We start from the raw sequence: 21,724 nt of genomic DNA, 5'->3' as shown, positions 1-21,724 counted from the left end.
TCATCATAATAAATTGACAATTTATTGTGATCAATTTAACACTTTCTCAAGGTAGTTCTGCAGTTCAGCACCTCTTAAATTTTTGGCAATGATTTTCCCTTTAGGATCAAGAAGAAAAGAAGCGGGTATTCCTTCAATTTTATACTGCATTGTTACCTTACCATCCCAACGCTTTAATTCTGATACATGTGACCAGTTTAAACGATCATCCTTAATTGCTTTTAACCAGTCTGATTTATCCTCATCGAGGGATACACCCAATACGGTAAAGCCTTTGTTTTTAAAGGCTTCAAACTGTTTAACAATATTAGGATTTTCCTCACGGCAAGGAGCACACCATGAAGCCCAAAAATCCAACAGTACATATTTACCTTTGAAATCAGATAATTTAACCAATTTGCCTTCAGTATCATTCAACTCAAATTCAGGTGCGATCTGACCTACCGAAACTGGCTTAACCCCTGCCATTTTTATAACAAATGACTGAACCGCTTTATTATTTGGAAAGACAGACCTGATTTCTTCAGCATATTCGATCAATTCAGCTTCGTACTTATTCTGATCCAGTGAACTAGCCGCAAAAAAACCGGCAAGATTATTTTTATTTTCCCGGGCAAACTTGAATGTGGTTTCAGAATATTTATCCATATTGGCTTGAAACTGCGGCATCAGAACATTAAAGATTGAATCTTTCGCAGCAGGATTTGCCTCGGTCATAACTGAATATTCATCCTGGATTCTTTTATAAATTTTACTGAACTCATACCCGATCTGATTAAACTCACGAATTTTTTCTGAGTCCTCTGAACCTTTAATCTGATAGGTATTGGTAGAATCAGCGTAATCTGTTTTAAAATTTACATCATCACCATTCTTTCCAACAATCAGAAAATTCTTTTCACCGACAACAAGTGTGTAAAAATCAGGTTCCTGTGCATTACGCCTGAATTTAAACTCATTGCTTTCATTTAAAAATGCAGAGTCAACAAGTTGGTCAGTTTCATAAAGCAAAACTTTTTTTATTTCCCCGGCATTGTCTACTTTCCCGGAAATGCTCAATTCATCATTATTATTGCAGGAAACCATAATTATACTCATCGCAATCATGGCTAATCCAAATACTTTTTTCATACTTTACTTTCTAATTTATCTATCACTAACTTGCTGGCAATCTGTGGATTAATCTTACCTTTAGTCCTTTTCATGAGATCCCCCATGAACAAACCAAGAACGCCCTTTTTTCCGTTATGGTATTCTTTAATCTTATCAGGGTAATTACTAAGTACTTCTTCAATAAGCAAACTCAATTCATCCTCTGCAGTATCAATCAATACCTGTAATGAAACAGCCATTTCTTCAGCAGATAGCCCGGGATTCTTAATCAACTCAGGAAAAACCTGATGAGCTGCAACTGAATAGTTGAGTTTGCCTTTATCAATCAGGGCGATAAGATCTGCAAGAACCTCTGGCTTAATAGGGATCTCTTCAATATGCCCGGGATTATCATGAAGATATGACCTCAAAGGGCCTATAACCCAATTAGCAGCAGCTTTATAATGCTGGGTCTTAGAGCTCAGTTCATCGAAATAAGTTGCAATCTCTTTCTCAGATGAAATTAAAATAGCATCATACTCGGAAAGGCCAAAAGCGGAAGTATAGCGTTCAATCTTTTTTGAAGGCAATTCGGGTAATCCGGCCGCTAATTCATCTATAAACTTTTGTTCAAGGACCAAGGGCTGAAGGTCAGGTTCCGGGAAATAACGATAATCATTGGCCATTTCCTTACTTCTTAAGGGACTGGTATTTCCGGTATCCGCATCAAAATTCAGGGTGTTTTGTTCAATATACTCACCTATTTCCAAAAGCCCGGCCTGTCTGATAAATTCATGATCAATAGCGCGCTGCAGGTTTCGGATTGAATTAAGATTTTTTACTTCACATCTATTGCCATATGCCGAAGCTCCCCTAAGCCTGATTGAAATATTGGCGTCGCAACGAATACTTCCTTCCTCCATATTCCCATCGCAAATATTCAGGTATCTCACCAATTTCCGAATCTCGGACAAGTATGCTGCAGCTTCATGTGCCGAGCGGATATCAGGTTCAGAAACTATTTCTATCAATGGGACTCCTGCCCTGTTCAAATCAATCAGCGAATCAAAAGCATCCTGATCATGCATGCTTTTCCCGGCATCATCTTCCATATGAATGCGATGGATTCGGATGCGCCTTGCTGAATGATCATCTGCTTTTATGTCAATAAAACCTGAGTGGCAAATTGGCTGACTATCCTGAGTAGTTTGAAAACCCTTGGGCAAATCAGCATAAAAGTAGTTTTTCCGATCAAAATGAGTATTTAGATTGATACTACAATTGGTTGCCAATCCCATTTTGATTGCATATTCAACTACCTTTTTATTGAGTTTGGGTAAAGTTCCGGGTAAACCAAGACTTACCGGACTTATATGCTCATTAGGGCCGGCACCAAAGCCGGCAGAGTCGCTAGAAAAAATCTTGCTTTCGGTTGATAACTGAACATGTACCTCAAGTCCAACTACAAGTTCATATTTATCAGTTAAACTTTCCGCTATTGTCGTCATTTAAACTTTAATGGTATCTATAATATCATACAAAGATAAGCAATTGATTATAGTGGAGAGTGGAGAATTGAAAGTGTCTAATTCTCCACTCTCAATTCTCCACCCGATAGCTATCGGGTCTCAACTAATAAAAGTTTTTGCTTTTTCCAGTGCTCTTTCAAGTCCTGAACTATCCTTACCACCTGCAGTGGCAAAGAAAGGCTGGCCGCCCCCACCTCCCTGAATTTCTTTAGCTAATTCACGTACAATATTTCCTGCGTTCAGATTCCTTTCTTTTACAAGATTATCAGACAGCATCACAGTCAGGCTTGGTTTTCCATCAATATCACAGGCCAAAACCAGAAAGAGGTCATTTATCAGGTCCTTTACAGCATAAGCAAGGCTTTTAACCGCATCGGTACTAGGCAATTCAACCATTTGGGTAATCAGGTGAATACCATTTATCGACACTGCATTTTTAACCAGTTCATGTTTCAATCCTGCAGAACGTTCAAGTACAGTTTTTTCAATTTCCTTTTTCAGACGATTGTTCTCTTCAAGTAATGACTCAACGGTTTTAAGAAGATCATTAGGGTTTTTTAGAAGGTCTTTTAATCCCTTTATCTGCTCGTTCTGAGTATTAATATAATTCTCAGCGATCTCAGCGGTAATCGCTTCAATCCTTCTGACACCGGCAGCTACCGCACTTTCAGAAATGATCTTAAAATAGCCGATCTGTCCGCTCGATTTAACGTGTGTCCCACCGCAAAGTTCTTTTGAAAAATGATCATCAAAAGTGATCACCCGAACATAATCTCCGTACTTTTCACCAAAAAGAGCAGTGACACCAGAGTCAATAGCTTTTTGATAAGGAACGTTCCGCTCTTCTTTTAAGAGTATATTTTCACGAATCCTACGATTCACAATACCTTCAACTTCTGATAGTTCACGTTCAGTAAGCTTTGAAAAATGTGAAAAATCAAATCGCAGATATTCCGGATTAACCAATGAACCTTTTTGATTTATATGATCACCCAAAACCTGCTTCAATGCTGCATGCAACAGATGGGTCACGGAATGATTATTTTCTGTTGCTGTTCTCTTCTGCTGATCTACCACAGCATAAAACAATCCGGAAAGTTCATCCGGCATTTCGTCCATAAAATGAACAATCAGTCCGTTTTCCTTTTTAGTATCTGTAACCGGGTATTCAAATAAACGTGATCGGTCTTCAAGTTTCCCGGTATCACCAACCTGTCCCCCGCTTTCTGCATAGAATGGAGTCCGGTTTAATACTACTTGGTACTGATCCCTTCCTTTGGCTGTCACCTTGCGATATCTCAGAATTTTACATTCCGTTTCCAGTTCATCATAACCGATAAATTCAACTTCCTCTTCCTCATTGATGATATGCCAGTCGCCGGTATCAATTGCTGTTGCAGCTCTGGAACGGGCTTTTTGCTTCTGAAGCTCTACTTCAAATCCCTCCATATCAACTGTCCAGCCCTTTTCCCGGGCCATTAGTTCGGTCAGGTCAATCGGAAATCCAAAAGTGTCATAAAGTTCAAAGGCAAATTCTCCATTAATGATCTGATCATCGGTTTCAAAACGTTCAAAACGATGAATTCCGGTAGCTAAAGTCCTCAAAAATGACAATTCTTCTTCCAGAACCACCTTTTGAACAAAATCCTGCTGCTTTTTTAACTCAGGAAATATTCCGTCGAACTGATCGGCCAGGATTGGAACTAGCTCATTTAAAAATGCTTCCTTCAGGTCAAGGAAAGTATACGCATACCTAACCGCTCTTCTGAGTATTCTTCTGACCACATATCCCGCCTTATTATTAGATGGTAATGTACCATCGGCAATGCAAAAACTGATTGCGCGGATATGATCAGACATCACACGCATAGCCACTGATGCACCCCATCCTTCCCCTCCGGGGACTGAATTTCCAACATAGGGCATACGTGATTTTTCTGAAATAAATTGAATCATCGGTTGGAACAGATCGGTATCGTAATTGGATGATTTATTCTGAACTACCCTTATCAGGCGTTCCAGTCCCATACCTGTGTCCACATGCTGGCCTGGAAGTTTTTCCAGACTACCATTTTTCAGGCGATTGAACTGCATGAAGACATTATTCCATATTTCAATAACCTGTGGATCATCCTGATTGACCAGTTTACTGCCATCTATTTTAAGACGTTCAGCATCCGGGCGCATATCCACATGAATCTCAGAACATGGTCCGCAGGGGCCTGTTTCCCCCATCTCCCAGAAGTTATCTTTCTTATTGCCCAGAAGGATACGATCTTCAGAAACATACTGTTTCCATATCTCATAGGCTTCCTGATCTTTTGGAAGCCCTTCATTCTTATCTCCCGCAAAAACGCTGACGTAAAGCCTGTCCTTGGGTATTTTATATACTTCAGTTAAAAGTTCCCAGCTCCAGGCCAGGGCCTCCTTTTTAAAATACCCGCCTTCAGGATTGGCAGGATCGCCAAAACTCCAGTTGCCAAGCATCTCAAACATAGTATGATGATAGGTGTCTATTCCTACTTCCTCAAGGTCGTTATGCTTGCCCGAAACCCGTAAACAACGTTGGGTATCAGCCACCCTTGGGTATTTTATTGCTGCCTGACCGAGGAACAAATCCTTGAACTGATTCATCCCCGCATTGGTAAACATCAGTGTAGGGTCATTCTTTACAACAATAGGTGCTGATGGCACAATATGGTGTCCTTTGGCGGCAAAAAAATCTAAAAAACCCTGTCTTATCTCTTTGGTGGTCATCCTGATTAGCTATTCTGCAAATATAATACAGATATGTGTTTTTTATGGAGAGAATATGAAATAGCCTGCGAGTAATGCTTTGGGCATTTATGCGTTATCATTATTCAAAGCATATTAATTTTTATTGCTTCGATTCAAATTTAGTAGTTTTACAAAAGCAAAATCATTGGCATGCCTTACAAAGAGCGCGACATTACAAAATTATACTACAGTATGGGTGAGGTGACCCGAATGTTTGATGTTAATGCATCCCAGATTCGTTTTTATGAACGGGAATTTGAGATTCTCCAGCCTAAGAAAAATAAAAAGGGAAATCGCCTGTTCAGTGCCGATGATGTTGAGAATCTGAAGATTATATTCAATCTTGTGAAAGAAAAGGGCTACACTCTTCAGGGTGCTAAAGATTATCTGCGTAGCAATAAGGCTGAAGTAAAAGAGAACCAAAAGGTAATTGACTCTCTGGAGCGCCTGAAACAATTTCTGCTTGAGGTAAAGGAACAACTTTGATTATGCCAGGGCAGAAAAAATCTCCAGCAACTCCTTTAAGGATATTGTTCGTCATAAATCCCAAATCAGGTCATGGTGGAGAGAGAAACCTTAAAAAGCTAATTTCCTGGCAATCAGAAACTGACGGATTTGATTATCAGCTCATTATAATGAGTGGTGATGATAAAGAACGAATTTCCAACACTATTAATCAATATAAACCTGACATTGTTGCGGCCGCAGGTGGTGATGGAACCATAAATCTAATGGCAGGAATACTTGCACATACAGGGATTCCTCTTGCAATTATTCCACAAGGCTCTGCAAATGGGATGGCAAAGGAGTTGCATATTCAGGGTAAAACTGAAAGCGCTTTAGAAATCCTGGTTAAAGGAAAAACAAAGGCCATTGATCTTATTAAGATCAACGACAGGATTTGTATCCATCTGGCAGATGTCGGTCTGAATGCAAGAGTAGTAAAGCGTTTTGAAAAAGATCCAAAAAGAGGCATTCTGACTTATGCCAGGCACCTTTTCGGAGAAATGTTTCTGCTTAAAAAATATGTATTCAATATATCCTGCGATGGTAAAACAATCCGAAGAAAAGGTGTTTCCATTACCTTCGCCAATGCTTCACAATATGGTACCGGAGCAGTAATCAATCCAAAAGGAATCCTCGACGATGGTAAATTTGAACTTGTAATCATCAAGCCTTTTCCACCAATCAAGCTTTTATCGATTACCTGGAAAATGTTTATGAATAAATTGCACACTTCGGATTATGTGGAGATCATCAGTTGTGTTAAAGCACAAGTTATCAGCAGTAGAAAAACAACACTTCAGGTAGATGGCGAGGTTCTGGGTAAAGTAAAGGAAATATCAATTGAATGTTTACACAAAGCACTCCTTGTTAAAGTTCCCTAGTCGATCTTAAAATCATAAACCATTTTCCCCATTTCAGCATTGTGATCAATTACCCAGGCTGAAATATAAACTGAGCCATTATTTTCAAACTTTAATTTAAAAAATCCTTTTGCTTTCATTCCAAATTTGAGGTTTTTCCCTGTCTGTAAAACATATTTAAGTTTCGAGCCGGCTCCGCTGACTATATAATGATTATGATCTTTTGCAATATGCTGAAGATTATGCTCATGTCCGGAGACATAAATAATGCCCGGATGACTTTTAAATATCTCAATGAGACGATGCCGCAAATGCCTGTAACGTGGATGGGCAATATCTTCTTTTGCCCCAAAATACTTTCGGTAAATAGGCAATAACGAACCCAGAATAGGCAGAGGGAAATATGCTTTGCGATGGAAAATGGTAAAAGGGAATAAGTGATGTCTTAACTTATACCGGCCGCCATGGATAGCATAGCTGTAAACAGGTGCATGTCCGGCAATGATTACTCGCTTATCCTTGTTATTTTCAAGGATTGTAATCAAATGTTTAAAAAAATCTTCCTCCGATTCTACCCTGCAGCCAAAACTTTGCCCGATGGGTCTGAAACCAGGTTGAAGCCACCATTGGGTATTTATCAGCACAAGGGTCACATTCGGATTTACATTGATCTCTGTTGGACCCGGGCAACCATTAGTAGGATACATTACCGTCTTACCAAATAGCTTTTCGAGGTATTTCTCCTGCCTTAAAATATATTCATAGCCGCCTTCCCGTCCTTTGTTCCAGTCGTGATTTCCTGAAATAAACAGCACCTTACCATGATAATCCTTCAAGGCTTCTTTATGCGCAATTAATGCATTCTCTGCATCTTTTCGAAGAATAGCACCTTCCGGAGGTAAGCCTTTAGGATAGATATTATCTCCAAGAAAGATAACCGCAGAATGTTGATCTGTATCGAAATGAGATCGCATCATTTCCAGGACGGGATCAGGCCCATGTCTGGCCACATTTCCAGTATCACCAATCAAAAATATCTCGTAAGTCTTTTTTTCCTTTCCTCCGGATTGCATCATTGATGGTTTAGTTTCAGGTTTTACCACTTCAGCTTCTCTTTATTTAAAAAGGCAGAAATTCCCTTTTTACAATCAACAGATGAACGGGTTTCTACGTTCATCTTTACGGCTAAATTCAAACTGTCTTCCAGGGAAAGATCCTGAACAGAGTTAATGAGTGCTTTTCCAAGCGCTACAGAATTTGCAGAAACAGATTCAACAAATTTTTGCGCATAGGCCTTTACCAGTGCAGCAATTTCTGCTTTAGGACAAATAAAATTGATCAATCCATAATTAGAAGCAGTTTGAGCATCAATTAGTTCTCCGCTAAGCAATAATTCCTTTGCTCTTCCTTCGCCTAGTCTTCTAAGCAGAAAACAGGTAACGAGAGCGGGGATAAAACCAATCCTAACCTCAGTATAAGCAAATTTTGCTTCGGGGACTGAGAATACCAGATCACACACTGATATCAGTCCGCAGCCCCCGGCTATAGCATGGCCTTCAACCTGCGCAATTACCAGTTTTGGGGACTTGTATATTAATAAAAAAAGATCTTTCAACAGATTGGTATCTTTCAAATTATCCTCTTCAGTATTAGTCTGTAGATGTTTCAGGTAATCCAAATCGGCGCCGGCACTAAATACTTCTCCATTGGCCTTAAGTATAATGACCTTAACATCTTCATCATCAATAGCAGCTTTAAAAGCATTTGTCAGTGACAATACAAGTTCCGGATTTAAAGCATTTCGCTTCTCAGGCCGGTTAATTGTAATATTCCCTATCCTATCAGTTGTATAATATTCCAGCAATTCCATTGTTGATTCCCTGTGTAAATAATCGGACCTGATCTGATCAAAATTAACCCAAATTACTATAGTTTGATAATATAAGCAGGTGAATTCTTCAAAACATACACGGAAAGATTCAATTTTGCAGCTTCTGCTAGCCAGAATTTAATCTTATAATCAGTATTGGTCGGGTCGATCAGAACTTTCTTAAACTCAACAATAGCATTGATATCTTCTAAATCCTGAACCGGATTTTGACTCAAAACAAGAATATCTACCTTCAATCTTTTACCCATATTGGGTAAGCTGATTTTTCTGTCCCATCTTAACACCCTGAAATTTCCAAATTGCATAAAATTGGAATCCGACCAGTATGAATTGGTTTTAAACTGGCTTTCAATATCCAGCAAGTGGATTTCAGGACTTCCACGGCTTTCCAATGCTGGCTTAATGGAATAAGAATACGTCCTGTCTGTAGACTCGAAATCTGCCAGAACTATGCTTTTAGTTCTTTTGGTATAAGCAATGGCGGATTTATTTCTAAGACTAAAAAATATCAATTCTTCCTTTCTATAATTCAGAATCCGATCCATTGAAAAGCTTATTTGAAGGATCAGAAAAAGTATTACTGTTGAAATCATTAAGCTTTTTAATCTGAATTTTACCCCAAGGGACAGAGTTAGAATCAGAGTGCAAACCAGAAAAAGTTGAATGCCATTGATCCATAATCCCGAGAGGCTTGCATAAGGCAGATTCTCTATCCGGAATAGAGTATTATTTGTGAGATGAATTAATTCACTCAAAAAAATTCCAATTGGGACAAGCAGAAGTTTAAATGGAATGGCGAGAAGCAAAATCCCTGTATACATAATGATTGTAACAGGTAAAACAATAAGCAAATTACTGATCAGGAAATATAGCGGAAAGTGATGAAAATAATATAAACTCAGTGGGAAAGTGGCTAACTGGGCAGCCACAGACAGGGCGGAGTAACTCCATACATAATCGATAAACTTGTTTCTGAAATACAAGGTGTGATACAATTTAGGATGGAAGTAAACCAGTCCGCAAACAGCCAGGTAAGAAAGCTGAAATCCTACATCAAAGAGATAAAACGGGTTATATAAAAGCAGGAAAAATGCTGAAACTGCAATCAAATTATAGGAGTTCTGATTTCTTTTTAGTGCTTTTCCAATTACCACAAAGCTGATCATTAATGCAGCCCGGCAAACAGGTGATGAAAAACCACTAATCAGGGCATAGAACCAGATTGCAGAAAGGATGAACAGAATTCGTATTAAAATCAGAGGTTTGCTTTTATCCATTGGCCTGAGTAAAACTGACAATACAAGAAATACGATACCTACATGCATTCCCGACACTGATAAAACATGCATAGTTCCAGTTTTTGAATAGGCCTCTATGACATCCTTATTCAAATCTGCCCGATACCCTAAAATTAAAGTCGATGCCAAAGCCGCCGCATCCGGATCAGGCAGATAGTTATTGTACTTACCAATCAGTTCCCTTCTTAAAGACAAAGCAAATGATATCACAGGATTACCTGCATCGCGCGCCAACACCTGAAATTGATCTGAGGGAACAAAAGATTGAAAGTAAATCTGCCTGTTTTCCATAAATGCCTTATAATCAAACTCCCCGGGATTGTAAGGGGGTTCGAGGGCATGATATAATGCAGGAATCAGCAAAATATCCCCGTAATCTGGCAGGTAGTTAATGTTAGAATCTGCTTCAAGTGAGATCAATATTTTTCCGCTGCTCTGTTTAACAGTATCCTGAGTATAAACTCCAATCACTTCACCCTCAAAACGAAAAGTAGCATTGGTTAATTTAGGTTCAGTTTGAACCTTAAGAATTAATAAGTCTGTTTTAAAATTGTTGAATCTTAGTGGGTCAAACCGATCTGAGTAATATACAGTAAGGCTGAAACTGAGAATATAGAGGAATAAATGAATGATCAAACCAAAAATCCATGCCATTCTGAAAAGGGAAAACCGTTTATATTTAATAAGCAGAAACAGGAAAATGCAAAGCGTGAAGAGACAAAACCCTAACCCAGAGTTGATGAAGAAAGGATGCGCAAATAATCTTGCTGAAATTATCCCAACTATTATGGGTATAAGAAATCGAACGAAAGGAACTTCTCCTGTGTAGAACATAATCAGAACTGAAAACGCAACTGTACCCTGATATCAGAACGCTTATTGCCATTAATCAGGTCTCCCCCATTTCCAACTGTTTCCTGGCCATGGTAGCTGCTTAAAGCATACCGAAACCAGAGATCAGTACTGCCTGATATCTTATATCTGCCATTGAAATAAAACCTGATCCCCTTCCCCTGGTAGGCAGGAACGGAATAAGAGTACAAAACATCATTCTCATAAGAATAGATCCTTGTATTGAACCCGGAGGTTTCAAAAATTGCAAAACGAACATTCCCTGAAATTTTTGAACCCAAAGGCTCGTAGATAATATCCTGAAAACTCAGAAAACCAAATTCCGGATTCAGAATACCCTTGCGATAACGAACAATTTCTGCACGGTTCCTGATAGAAAAATTATGACTGATCTTATAAGATAGCTCAAGCCTTAAATCCTGCTTATCCACGATTTCCAATCCTGATCCGGAATCTTCAGCGTTCTCTTCCCTGATCTGTTGCCTGAACCTGCCAGTAAGCTTAAAAAGCTTGTCGGGTGTATAACTGATTTGCGTAAAGAATTCATAACCAGAAGAAGGAGCATCGGCCCTGAATTTTAACCAGGGAAACCTGAAAAAATCTGAATAGGTATAAAGTTCCAAACCCTTGTTAAACTTGATGGCCAGACCTGAATAAAACCCTCGCTCATTAACCGCATTTGAGGCTTCGGCAATGCCCTGGTTAAAAAATGAATGATAATCTTTTTCATAATTACGATAGAACATTACCAAAGAGACTGGGGAAGCTATACTGCTGATTAAACCATTTATAAAGGCAAAACCGGAATTTAAACTATGGGCCACCTCACCAAAAACATAGGAACTCTTAAATGTATAACTGTAATTCAGGCTCAAATTGTTGAGGGTCTCACCTTTGAAATTATACTGCTGATAAAGTGCCTTCCCGTTTGCAAACGGAATACTGAAGCGGGTAAAATAAGCTGTCAATCCTACATTCAAATCCCTGTTAAGGTATTGAGCATTAGCACCATATACGCGCTGTGATACAGCATTTTTATTAAAAATCTCAGTTTTTGTCCGGTGCAAACCACTTATCTGCAGTGAACTGATCTCCATATTTGAATCAGCCTTTCCAGCATCAAGTCTTCTTCCTGAATAAAATGGCGTAAATAAAAATTTCCTTAACCCAAATGTAGCTGAGATGCCACGCATGAATAAGGATTCATTTACTGAACTGTAAGGTCTAAGGCCCAGGTCCTGTTTTGCAATTGTACCCAGGTTTGCTCCTTTGCCAAATCCTGCTCCGGCCCACATGCTCAATCCCTGTCCAAACTGCAGGGCATAATCACCAGCAATTACTTTTCTGATTATCCCGGTTCCTTTATATGAAATATTTGCTGAATAAAAATCAAAACCCCGGCCTCCATTGCTGAATGATAAAGGCTCACCGGCATCTTTCTCCAAATTAACTGAAGCAAAAAATATATTCGAGAAGTTAAATCGATATCTGGCAAACATCCGCATTGCTGAGCCTGCATATATTCCATTTTCTAATAATTTTGATGATGCATACCCGGATTGCTTCTCTAAAACTTGTCCAAACCTCAACATTAAGTCATGTTCGGCATTCATAAATACCTTTTTAAAGGATAAAGAGGTGAACTGTCCGGGGGGCAATACAACGATGAAATTTAAAAGCCAGCTTAGTGTCTGAGGATCAAATCCGGGTACACTCTGTAACTCAAGAACATCCATAAACAGCCCCTGTTCTTCCCTGTGGCTAAGTATGGAGTGGATCTGAATCGGAGAAATAAAGAATAGCTCCTGCAATTGATCCTTACTTGCCAGATTAATATTGATAGGAGATCTTCTGTAATGATTTAACCGATCCGAAATTTCTGAATAATCGTGATCCTCAGAAAGGTCAGGAGCCATGGATTCCAGTATTTGTTCTATCAGATCATCATTCTGAACCTGAGGGTAAGTGGGAATGCGCAGAATTAGACAAAGCAAAACCATCATATAAATCGCTCTGTAGTCAGAATTCATAGTTAAAAGATAAATTTGGAGAATACCCAAGTATCGGATGCGATGATATAGCTGCATCCACTGTAAACCTTCCGAATATTAATCCGAATCCCCCTGTCTGTTTAATTGGATTTGAATTTATCCCGCCCCGTAAATAAAACCGCTTAATAATTTGATATTCAATCCCCATCCTGATATTCATTCCAAAATCCAGCTTCTTATTCAGATCACTGACAAACAAAACCTTATCACTTAAATTGAACGCCATTCCAACAGAAATCCCTGAAGGGATATGAGAACCTGAATATTCATGAATTCTGCTCTGGCCGGGATTGTATATATAGCTGCCGAGACGGATTCTTTCGTTCAGACTATATTGCATACTTGCATCCACAGAAAAAGCTTTACCATTACCATAGCCTGGTATGCTGACCTGATGATATTTAATGGATAGCGATATAGAAAGTGCTGCAGAAAAACTTCTGGAAAGTGCAAGCCCGGCAGTTTGTTCCAGGTATTCAGTGATTCCATAGCGTTGAAAGCTAAGACCCCAAACATGATTCTTTACAGGCAATCCAAAAACTGCACTTTGAGTACTTAGTTCAGAGTCTAAAAAATGCTGTTCATATGCCAGCGCAAATATTGGGCGATCAATGTTTGCGGCACCAGCACTATTTTGCTGTATTGACCATACATCCTGTAATGCTGTACCTGCTGATCCCATTGCTATTGATCTGGAACCGGGGTTAATTTGAGCACTTAGAGAATAATGGAATAAAATACTGATCAGGCAGATGTATTTCATTATAATCAAATTAAGAATAGAGGAAGGAAGCGGCAAATTGAATTATTAAACGGTCGATTGTAACAAAATCCGGAATTATTGCTCTCTTTATCAGATCAATTTATAATCATGAAAAAAATAATTTTAAGTCTCGCTTTGTTACTCATAGGAACAATCGTTTTCGCACAAAGCAATAAAATAGCTGAGGGCATTATTATTTACTCAGTGGAATGGAAATTACCTGAGCAGATGCAAGCTATGGCCAGCAGCTTCCCGGCTGAAATTAAGGTGTATTTTAAAGGGGATTCATCCAGCTTAAAAACTGAATCTGCAATTTATAGTAGTACCAATATCATCAATTTCAATAAGGAATATGAGCGTCTCCTATTAAATATACCAATGATGGGGAAAAAGTTCTCTGTCATCTTTAGTCCGGCAGACCAGGAAAGAATAGCAGCAAATTTGCCAGAATTAATTATAAAACCAGGAACAGAAACAAAAAAGATTGCAGGTTATACCGCCATGAAACATGAAGTTAATGAAAAGAAAAGCAATCAAAACTCTGAAGCATGGTTTACAAAAGATGTTGAGATCACACCTAATTCCTTAAGCCGTTTTTATGCTAAAGAATACGGATTTCCGTTAGAATTCACGTCTTATATGAACGGCCTTAGCGTAAATGCGGTAGTGAAAGAAATCACCCAGGGTCCGGTACCTGCTGGCACTTTCAGCGCGACAAAAGATTATGAGGAGATTACTTTAGATCAGTTAATGCAGATGCAGGGTGGAAGATAAAGCAACACCTAAGTTTAATTAACCCAAAGTTTAAAGCTTTTTAACATTCGGCGTTTTTTATAACTTGCGCTGATGTTAAAAAGCTTTCTTGTTTTTGGCCGGTATTTCCTGTTCTGGATCATTTTTTTCTTCCTCGAGAGACTTATATTTCTAATTTATTATTCAGAAAGAATTTCATACTTGGGGATTAATGAAATTATCAGCACTTTCTGGCATGCTTTGAGACTTGACTTCTCTATGGCCGCCTATATTTCGGCAATCCCTGCCCTTGTTTATATTACACTTCTTTTTCTGCCTTCTGTAAGGTTCCCAAAAATAATAGCTAAAGCCTATGTGGTGTTTTTTGTTCTGCTATTTTCAATTATTGGGATTAGTAATCTAAATCTGTACAGGGAATGGGGTTCCAAAATCAATTTCAGGGCGCTCGACATGGCGATTAGTGCTCCAAAAGAAGCAATTGCCTCAACTTCATCATCTCCGGTCATCCTAATGTTCAGCATCTTATTTGCTTATATGATTTTTTCTGTTTATCTCAGTTCTAAAGTCATTCTGTATAAAATTGCCGATAGGGCTAAATATATGGGGATCAGGCTGATTATAAGCTTTTTAGTTTTAAGCACATTATTTCTCGCAATAAGGGGGGGATGGCAACTTTCACCCATCAACCAGAGCATGTCTTATTTTTCAGAAGAACCTGTTTTAAATCATGCTGCAGTAAATACAGAGTGGAATCTAATTCAGGATATTCTTAACAATAAGTTTGGGAATGAAAATCCATATAATTATTACCATGAGGAAGACGCGAAGAAGATTGTGGCCGGCCTCTTTAAAGAACCCTCTCCACCCACAACCCAGGTCATAAACACAGAACGTCCGAATATTGTATTCATTATACTCGAGAGCTTTACATCAAGGTTGGTGGAAGATCTGGGAGGAGAAAAAGGTGTTAGTCCGAATTTTAAAAAGCTGGTTGCCGAAGGTATATTGTTTGAGAATATCTATGCTGCATCGGGCAGAACAGATAAGGGAGTGGTAGCAATATTAAGCGCTTTCCCTTCTCAGGCCATCCGAAGCATCATGAAGCAGAATGATAAACAGGAGAGGCTTCCGTCAATTTCACAGGAACTTGTTAAAAATGGCTATTCAAGCTCTTTTTATTATGGAGGAGAGAGTGAATTCTTTAATATGAAATCTTATATTTTGAGTCATGGGTATCAAAAAATGGTAGACCAGCATTCATTTGATATGAAAGATATGAATTCAAAATGGGGCACTTATGACGATAAAGTATTCTCAAAAAACCTCGCCGATTTGGATCATGCTAAACAACCTTTCTTTACCACCATCCTTACTTTAACTAACCACGAACCATTTGAACTTTCTTCAGAACCTCATTTCAAAGGAGATGATGTAGATTCAAAATTCAGGAGTACTACATTTTATACCGATTCCTGTTTGGGTGCTTACATCCATGAAGCCAAACAAAAAAGCTGGTATAAAAACACACTTTTTGTGATCATTTCTGACCATGGCCACCGTATTCCCGGCAATCTTATGGAATATGATCCGGAACGTTACCGCATTCCCCTTCTCTACTTTGGGGAAGTGATTAAGCCTGAATTTAAAGGTACCCGGATTACTAAAATTGGAAACCAAACTGATCTTGCAGCAACTTTGCTTAGTCAATTAAAAATTGACTCAAAACGCTTTGTCTGGAGTAAGGATTTACTGAATCCGGGTACAGCCGGATTCGCATTTTTCAACTGGGATAATGGATTTGGATTTGCAAACAATGAGCAGATTATTTCATTTGATAATATTGGCAAGAACATTATTCTGAGAAAAAATCCAATAAACCCGAATGCAGATTCTGTACTGACAAGCCATGGGAAAGCTTATATGCAGGAAGTTTTCAGACAATACCTTGAATATTAACAATTTCCTACCGCAACAAAGCAATTTGTATTAAATTAAGCTTGAAGCTCAAAATCGCTCCAATGCCTCTTCAATTTTTAAATATACATAGTTCAATTGATCAGGGCTAATACAGTATGGTGGTAGTACATATATAATATTGCCAAGGGGGCGAAGAATTATACCCTGATCCAGAAAAAAGTTATATAGATTATCCCTTAAATTATTAAAATAGGATGTTTCACCAGTGCTCTCCCATTCCATAGCAAGAATAGTACCCGTTTGCCGGATATTTTTAAGCTTTGGATGGTCTTTAATTTTATTAAGAAATTCATAATGACTCTGGGTAATCCTCTCAATATTCTTCATTGTTTCATTATCGAGTAAGAGATCAAGACTGGCCAGAGCTGCTGAGCATGCAACCGGATTGGCGGTAAATGAGTGTCCATGGAACAATGTCTTCAGTTTATCATCAGAAAGAAACGCATTGTATATATCTGAAGTACAAGTAGTTAATCCCAGGGCCATTGTTCCTCCTGTCAACCCTTTTGAAAAACACATCAGGTCAGCCTGCTCAGAAAGATGATCGGAAGCAAACAGCTTTCCGGTACGGCCAAAGCCAGTCATCACTTCATCAGCAATAGTTAATATTCCATTTTTCCTGCAATGCAGGATCAGTTCATCCAAATACCGGGCTTCATACATTTGCATTCCTCCTGCACCCTGTACAAGAGGTTCAAAAATAAATGCTGCCAGATCAGAAGCGATCCCTGAAATATATTCTTTAAGGATTTCAATATTTCCGGCATTCGGAACATCCATGAATTCAACCTCAAATAATAATTTTTCAAAAGGCCGCGTAAATGCACTCCTGGAACTGACTGCCATTGCACCGAATGTATCTCCATGGTAAGAGTTGTTAAAAGCCAGAACTTTGGTTCTTGGATCCCCCAGATTACTCCGGTATTGAAAACACATTTTCAAGGCCACTTCAACTGCAGTTGAGCCATTATCAGAATAAAAGACCTTTGACTGACCAGATGGAAGAATCTCTATGAGGCGCTCAGCAAGTTCGACTGCACCGGGATGTGTAAAGCCTGCAAAGATCACATGCTCTAGTCGGCCGAGTTGCTCAGCAACTTTCTGTGCGATGTAAGGATGTGAATGTCCATGAATATTAACCCACCAGGATGAAACGGCATCAATGTACTTTTTACCATCCTCTGCAATAAGGTATACCCCATCTCCCCTAACAATGGGGATTGGAGATGCTGCATTCCGCATTTGCGTGTAGGGATGCCAGATCAGGTCCCTGTCGCGTTCAACTAAAGATTTTTGGGCCATTTCTCTTTCAATAATTCTACAACCCGCTGGTCGGTTGGAAAAGTAACATCCTGTATTCCAATTTCATTCAGATTCTTCCATCGGAAAGCCTGCAAAAGATCCCCTTCACTATCAAAATCAAACGGTACATCCCGAAAATCAAGTTGCAATACTGAATTTGGTCTAACTATATAATAAACACTGATCACCTGACTATCATTAAATACTGATTGAATATAAAAATCAGTAGTATAAAAATGCGCGATTATATCCACATCTACATGGCACTCTTCCATAAACTCTCTCTTCAAAGCATCAATAAGGCCTTCACCATACTCAAGACCGCCACCCGGGAACTTACAGAACCTGAAGCCATATTCTTCTTCATCACTCAATAAAATCTGATTCTGATCATTGATCAGCAAGCCATAAACCCGAACATTAAAATTATACATCCTTAGTAAAATGTTTTTGATTTCTGGTCACATTTTCGGTGGTCCATAATATATCGATACGCTTATCCTCTGATCTTACCTCACAGGCAGGCATTCTGCAATAATGGCAACACTCTGGCATACAGGGGTCAGCATGTATAAAAAATTCCATAGTGGAATTAGCCTTATGGTTAACCAGCTTATCTACTTCCGAAACTTCCTCATGAACTTTACAGAGGTTAAAATAATAAGGCAGCGTAATATGACAGTCAATATGCAAATCAGGTCCATAACGCTGGGTGCGAAGATTGTGCATATCAATCCATGATTCTTTACGGTGTTGGTTAAGTATTGCGATGATTTCATCAGCGGTATCGAAATCAGACTCATCCATTAAACCTGAAACAGATTTGCGAACGAGTTTATACCCACTGTAAATAATGTAAAACCCAATCAGTATCGAAAGTATACTATCGAGATATGTCAGACCGGTAATATAAATCAGAATCAATCCTGCCACGATCCCAACACTCGTGTATGCATCGGTCTGTAAATGCTTCCCGTCGGCATATAATGTCAATGAATTGAGCTTTTTACTCTGAGCAACCAGGTAATAACCTAAGCCGTAATTGATCAGTCCTGCTACGGCTATGATTATTGTACCATCCATAAGATCCTTGATCTCATGAGGATAAAAAAGATTATAGGCCGATTTAAAACTAATCAGGATTCCGGCAATTACAATGAGGCTTCCTTCAATAAACACTGAAAAGAACTCGACTTTACCATGACCATATGGATGATTGGAGTCACGGGGCTGAGCTGCTACATAAATACTGTAAAATGCAAATAGTCCGGCCAGGATATTAACGATACTTTCGGCTGCATCTGTTAATATTGAATTGGATGAAGTAATAAAATAAGCTGTAAACTTTGCAAGCATCAGCAAAATACCGATGACCAGGGATATTAAAATAATTTTTTTTTGAGCTTGCAAACCAGAGATATTTAAGAGCAAAAATATATAATACAACAGAGCATTTGTTATAAATGTCGAAATATAAGCTTCATTTATCTTTAATATTTGCATTGGATGGTCATGTTCATATATTTGCGTTAATTATGAGCACATTATCAAACCGAATTAACAACTTATCCGAGTCTGCCACGATTAAAATGGCAAAAATGGGCCGGGAATTAGCAGCAAAGGGAGTAGACGTTATCAGTCTAAGTTTAGGTGAAACAGACTTTTACACTCCGGACTTTGTTAAAGCAGCAGCCAAAGAGGCTATTGACAAGAACTTTTCTTATTACACTCCGGTTGCGGGCTATCCTGAACTTCGTAAGGAAATTGCAGCAAAACTGAAGCGTGAAAACAATCTGGATTATGATTTCGACCAGATTGTTGTATCAACAGGTGCTAAACAATCACTTGCCAATGCGATTCTTTGTGTAGTAAATCCGGGAGATGAAGTGATCATCCCTACACCTTACTGGGTATCATATTCTGAGCTTGTAAAGCTGGCAGAAGGTGAATCTGTATTCATCAACACCACTCTGGAGAGTGATTTTAAAATTACACCTGAAGAACTCGAGGCTGCAATCACTCCGAAAACAAAATTATTCATGTTCTCCTCACCAAACAACCCAACAGGCAGCGTTTACACCCGCGAAGAGCTTGCTGGTTTAGTGAAGGTTTTCGAAAAACATCCTAATATATATATCATTTCTGATGAGATTTATGAGCATATCAACTTCCTGAATGCGCATGAAACTATTGCACAATTCCCTTCTGTTAAAGACCGTGTAATCATTATCAACGGACTTTCAAAGGCATATGCAATGACCGGATGGAGAATCGGTTATTCTGTAAGCAGTAAAGAAATTGCGAATGCATGCGACAAGCTGCAAAGCCAAATCACTTCAGGAACCTGTTCAATCACCCAAAAGGCAGGTATTGCTGCGTATGCCGGAGGACTTGATACCATCCATGAAATGAGAACTGTGTTTAAAGAACGACGTGATCTTGTTTATGGTTTATTGAAAGATATCCCGGGCTTAAAAGTCAACCTACCGGGAGGTGCTTTTTACTTCTTCCCTGAGGTTAGCTCATTCTTTGGAAAAACCACACCTGATGGTGAAGTAATCAAAAATGCTGAAGATCTTTCACTTTACCTGTTAAATACAGGACATGTTGCTACAGTGAGCGGCGATTCTTTCGGAGATCCAAATTCAATCAGGCTTTCATATGCAGCGGCAAACGACAAGCTAATCGAAGCCATGAAACGTATAAAAGCTGCTTTAGGCGCTTTAAAATAGTAATTTGCTCTTAATATCGGGCTAATCACCCGGTTTTACATTTCATATCCCCAATGACAGATATCTTCGAAAAGTTCAACTCATTGAATATTATGATCATTGGAGATGTGATGATGGATAGTTATATCTGGGGGAAGGTTGAACGTGTCTCGCCTGAGGCACCTGTCCCGGTTGTAAAAGTAAGTAATAAAGAAAACCGACTTGGTGGAGCAGCTAACGTTGCCCTGAATGTTCAGTCACTTGGTGGAAAGCCTTTCATTTGTGCAGTCATTGGCGATAATCAAGAAGGTGAAGAATTTCTGTTGCTGCTCAGGAATCAAAAACTTTCAGAACAGGGGATATTGAAGATCAAAAATCGGTCTACTACAGTTAAAACCAGAATCATTGCTCACAATCAGCAAATTGTTCGGGTAGATGAAGAAACCGATGAAAATATCTCTGAAGCAGAAACAGAGTTGATGATTGAAATGATCAAAAACAATCTGTCCGAACAAAAAATTGATGCCATTATCTTTGAAGATTATGACAAAGGTTTAATTACTGAAAAACTGATTCATGAAACGGTAAAACTTGCAAATCAAAAGGGAATAATTACTGTTGTAGACCCAAAGAAACGAAATTTTCTTTTTTACAAAGGTGTCCATTTGTTCAAACCAAATTTAAAGGAGTTGGAAGATGGCCTTAAAATAGCCATTGATCCCTCAAAGGCCGTTCAGGTAGAAAATGCAATCAGCAAATTGAAGACACAGCTAGGAGCCAGAGCAGTAATGCTCACTCTATCAGAGAAAGGTGTATATATCAGCTCTGAGCAGGGGCAGCGTCATATTCCTGCACATAAACGTGATATTGCCGATGTATCCGGCGCAGGAGATACTGTAATCGCAACGGCAACACTATGCCTTGCAGCCGGTCTGAATGAATTTAAAGCCTCAGAAATAGCCAACCTGGCAGGAGGCCTCGTTTGCGAACATGTTGGCGTAGTTCCTGTTGATAAAGCAAGATTACTGGAAGAAAGCAGGAAACTATAAAGGTGTGTTGTCAGTTTGCTGTTATCAGGTAACTGGAACAACAAGATATTCTTTTAACAGAAAGTTGTAACAGAAAACAGAGAACTGAATTTGAGGAAATTGAAATAAGAAATTCTCTGAATTATCAACTGTCAATTCTCAACTACTAGTGTCCGGGGAAATTGAAATCGTAAGATTAAAAATCAAATCTCATAATTTTCTCTCTACTTTTCCTGCAGCAGAAAAGTAGCAAAATGCCGCCGCTGCACCTGATGCTATTAAAGTTAATGCTTTGGCTTGGCCTATGCTGCCCGCACCAGCTGAGGCGGAAA

17 protein-coding genes are annotated in these 21,724 nt (G+C 38.9%); 6 read left to right on the top strand and 11 right to left on the bottom strand.

The window, feature by feature from the left end; genetic code table 11:
• Positions 1 to 30: 30 nt before the first annotated feature.
• The 3 genes from Q8S11_RS00350 to alaS form a co-directional block, all read right to left on the bottom strand.
• Positions 31 to 1,131, bottom strand: coding sequence for a peroxiredoxin (locus Q8S11_RS00350; RefSeq protein WP_305660082.1), 1,101 nt, complete (start codon positions 1,129 to 1,131; stop codon positions 31 to 33).
• Positions 1,128 to 2,600 carry an Asp-tRNA(Asn)/Glu-tRNA(Gln) amidotransferase subunit GatB gene (gatB, locus tag Q8S11_RS00345; RefSeq protein WP_305660081.1) on the bottom strand — a complete coding sequence of 491 codons (1,473 nt, stop codon included), beginning with the start codon at positions 2,598 to 2,600 and terminating at the stop codon, positions 1,128 to 1,130. The genes Q8S11_RS00350 and gatB overlap by 4 nt, the downstream gene beginning before the upstream one ends.
• Before the next feature lie 120 nt (positions 2,601 to 2,720).
• Positions 2,721 to 5,378, bottom strand: coding sequence for an alanine--tRNA ligase (gene alaS / locus Q8S11_RS00340; RefSeq protein ID WP_305660080.1), 2,658 nt, complete (start codon positions 5,376 to 5,378; stop codon positions 2,721 to 2,723).
• A gap of 171 nt (positions 5,379 to 5,549) precedes the next feature.
• On the opposite strand from alaS, the gene Q8S11_RS00335 reads away from it, so the two are divergent.
• Positions 5,550 to 5,885 carry a MerR family transcriptional regulator gene (locus Q8S11_RS00335; protein WP_305365403.1) on the top strand — a complete coding sequence of 112 codons (336 nt, stop codon included), beginning with the start codon at positions 5,550 to 5,552 and terminating at the stop codon, positions 5,883 to 5,885.
• A gap of 2 nt (positions 5,886 to 5,887) precedes the next feature.
• The gene (locus Q8S11_RS00330) at positions 5,888 to 6,787 is read left to right on the top strand and encodes a diacylglycerol kinase family protein (protein ID WP_305660079.1); all 900 of its coding nucleotides are present in this window, start codon (positions 5,888 to 5,890) and stop codon (positions 6,785 to 6,787) included.
• On the opposite strand, the gene Q8S11_RS00325 is transcribed toward Q8S11_RS00330, so the two are convergent.
• The 5 genes from Q8S11_RS00325 to Q8S11_RS00305 are packed head-to-tail and all read right to left on the bottom strand — an operon-like array spanning position 6,784 to position 13,621.
• The gene (locus tag Q8S11_RS00325; RefSeq protein ID WP_305660078.1) at positions 6,784 to 7,869 is read right to left on the bottom strand and encodes a metallophosphoesterase; all 1,086 of its coding nucleotides are present in this window, start codon (positions 7,867 to 7,869) and stop codon (positions 6,784 to 6,786) included. The two genes, Q8S11_RS00330 and Q8S11_RS00325, sit on opposite strands and share 4 nt — an antisense overlap.
• Entirely contained in the window at positions 7,863 to 8,636 is a 774-nt protein-coding gene (locus Q8S11_RS00320) for an enoyl-CoA hydratase/isomerase family protein (protein WP_305660077.1), read from the bottom strand. Before Q8S11_RS00320 ends, Q8S11_RS00325 begins: the two co-directional genes overlap by 7 nt.
• A gap of 56 nt (positions 8,637 to 8,692) precedes the next feature.
• Positions 8,693 to 10,789, bottom strand: a complete 2,097-nt coding sequence (locus Q8S11_RS00315; protein WP_305660076.1) for a ComEC/Rec2 family competence protein — start codon at positions 10,787 to 10,789, stop codon at positions 8,693 to 8,695.
• A 2-nt stretch (positions 10,790 to 10,791) separates the two neighbouring features.
• Positions 10,792 to 12,837: a helix-hairpin-helix domain-containing protein gene (locus tag Q8S11_RS00310; RefSeq protein WP_305660075.1), complete on the bottom strand. Its 2,046-nt coding sequence runs from the start codon at positions 12,835 to 12,837 to the stop codon at positions 10,792 to 10,794.
• Positions 12,827 to 13,621 (bottom strand): hypothetical protein, encoded by a 795-nt coding sequence (locus Q8S11_RS00305; protein ID WP_305660074.1) that lies wholly within the window; start codon positions 13,619 to 13,621, stop codon positions 12,827 to 12,829. The genes Q8S11_RS00310 and Q8S11_RS00305 overlap by 11 nt, the downstream gene beginning before the upstream one ends.
• A 108-nt stretch (positions 13,622 to 13,729) precedes the next feature.
• Here Q8S11_RS00305 and Q8S11_RS00300 point away from each other — a divergent pair, with 108 nt between their 5' ends.
• Together Q8S11_RS00300 and Q8S11_RS00295 are read left to right on the top strand one after the other, a co-directional pair.
• Positions 13,730 to 14,395, top strand: a complete 666-nt coding sequence (locus Q8S11_RS00300) for a hypothetical protein (RefSeq protein ID WP_305660073.1) — start codon at positions 13,730 to 13,732, stop codon at positions 14,393 to 14,395.
• Positions 14,396 to 14,467: 72 nt separating this feature from the next.
• Positions 14,468 to 16,330: an LTA synthase family protein gene (locus Q8S11_RS00295; RefSeq protein WP_305660072.1), complete on the top strand. Its 1,863-nt coding sequence runs from the start codon at positions 14,468 to 14,470 to the stop codon at positions 16,328 to 16,330.
• Between the two features lie 48 nt (positions 16,331 to 16,378).
• On the opposite strand, the gene bioA is transcribed toward Q8S11_RS00295, so the two are convergent.
• From bioA to Q8S11_RS00280, 3 genes are read right to left on the bottom strand one after another with little or no spacing between them, the layout of a single operon-like run.
• The gene (bioA, locus tag Q8S11_RS00290; RefSeq protein WP_305660071.1) at positions 16,379 to 17,653 is read right to left on the bottom strand and encodes an adenosylmethionine--8-amino-7-oxononanoate transaminase; all 1,275 of its coding nucleotides are present in this window, start codon (positions 17,651 to 17,653) and stop codon (positions 16,379 to 16,381) included.
• Positions 17,635 to 18,087, bottom strand: a complete 453-nt coding sequence (locus Q8S11_RS00285; RefSeq protein WP_305660070.1) for an NUDIX domain-containing protein — start codon at positions 18,085 to 18,087, stop codon at positions 17,635 to 17,637. Before Q8S11_RS00285 ends, bioA begins: the two co-directional genes overlap by 19 nt.
• Entirely contained in the window at positions 18,080 to 19,063 is a 984-nt protein-coding gene (locus tag Q8S11_RS00280) for a cation diffusion facilitator family transporter (protein WP_305660069.1), read from the bottom strand. Before Q8S11_RS00280 ends, Q8S11_RS00285 begins: the two co-directional genes overlap by 8 nt.
• 125 nt (positions 19,064 to 19,188) lie before the next feature.
• Here Q8S11_RS00280 and Q8S11_RS00275 point away from each other — a divergent pair, with 125 nt between their 5' ends.
• Complete coding sequence (locus Q8S11_RS00275; RefSeq protein ID WP_305660068.1) at positions 19,189 to 20,385, top strand: pyridoxal phosphate-dependent aminotransferase; 1,197 nt, start codon at positions 19,189 to 19,191, stop codon at positions 20,383 to 20,385.
• A 53-nt stretch (positions 20,386 to 20,438) separates the two neighbouring features.
• Entirely contained in the window at positions 20,439 to 21,413 is a 975-nt protein-coding gene (locus Q8S11_RS00270; RefSeq protein ID WP_305660067.1) for a bifunctional heptose 7-phosphate kinase/heptose 1-phosphate adenyltransferase, read from the top strand.
• Positions 21,414 to 21,724: the final 311 nt, after the last annotated feature.

The organism is Daejeonella sp. (genome assembly GCF_030695525.1).
Classification (GTDB): domain Bacteria; phylum Bacteroidota; class Bacteroidia; order Sphingobacteriales; family Sphingobacteriaceae; genus Daejeonella.
This window is presented reverse-complemented; position numbering and strand designations above follow the sequence as displayed.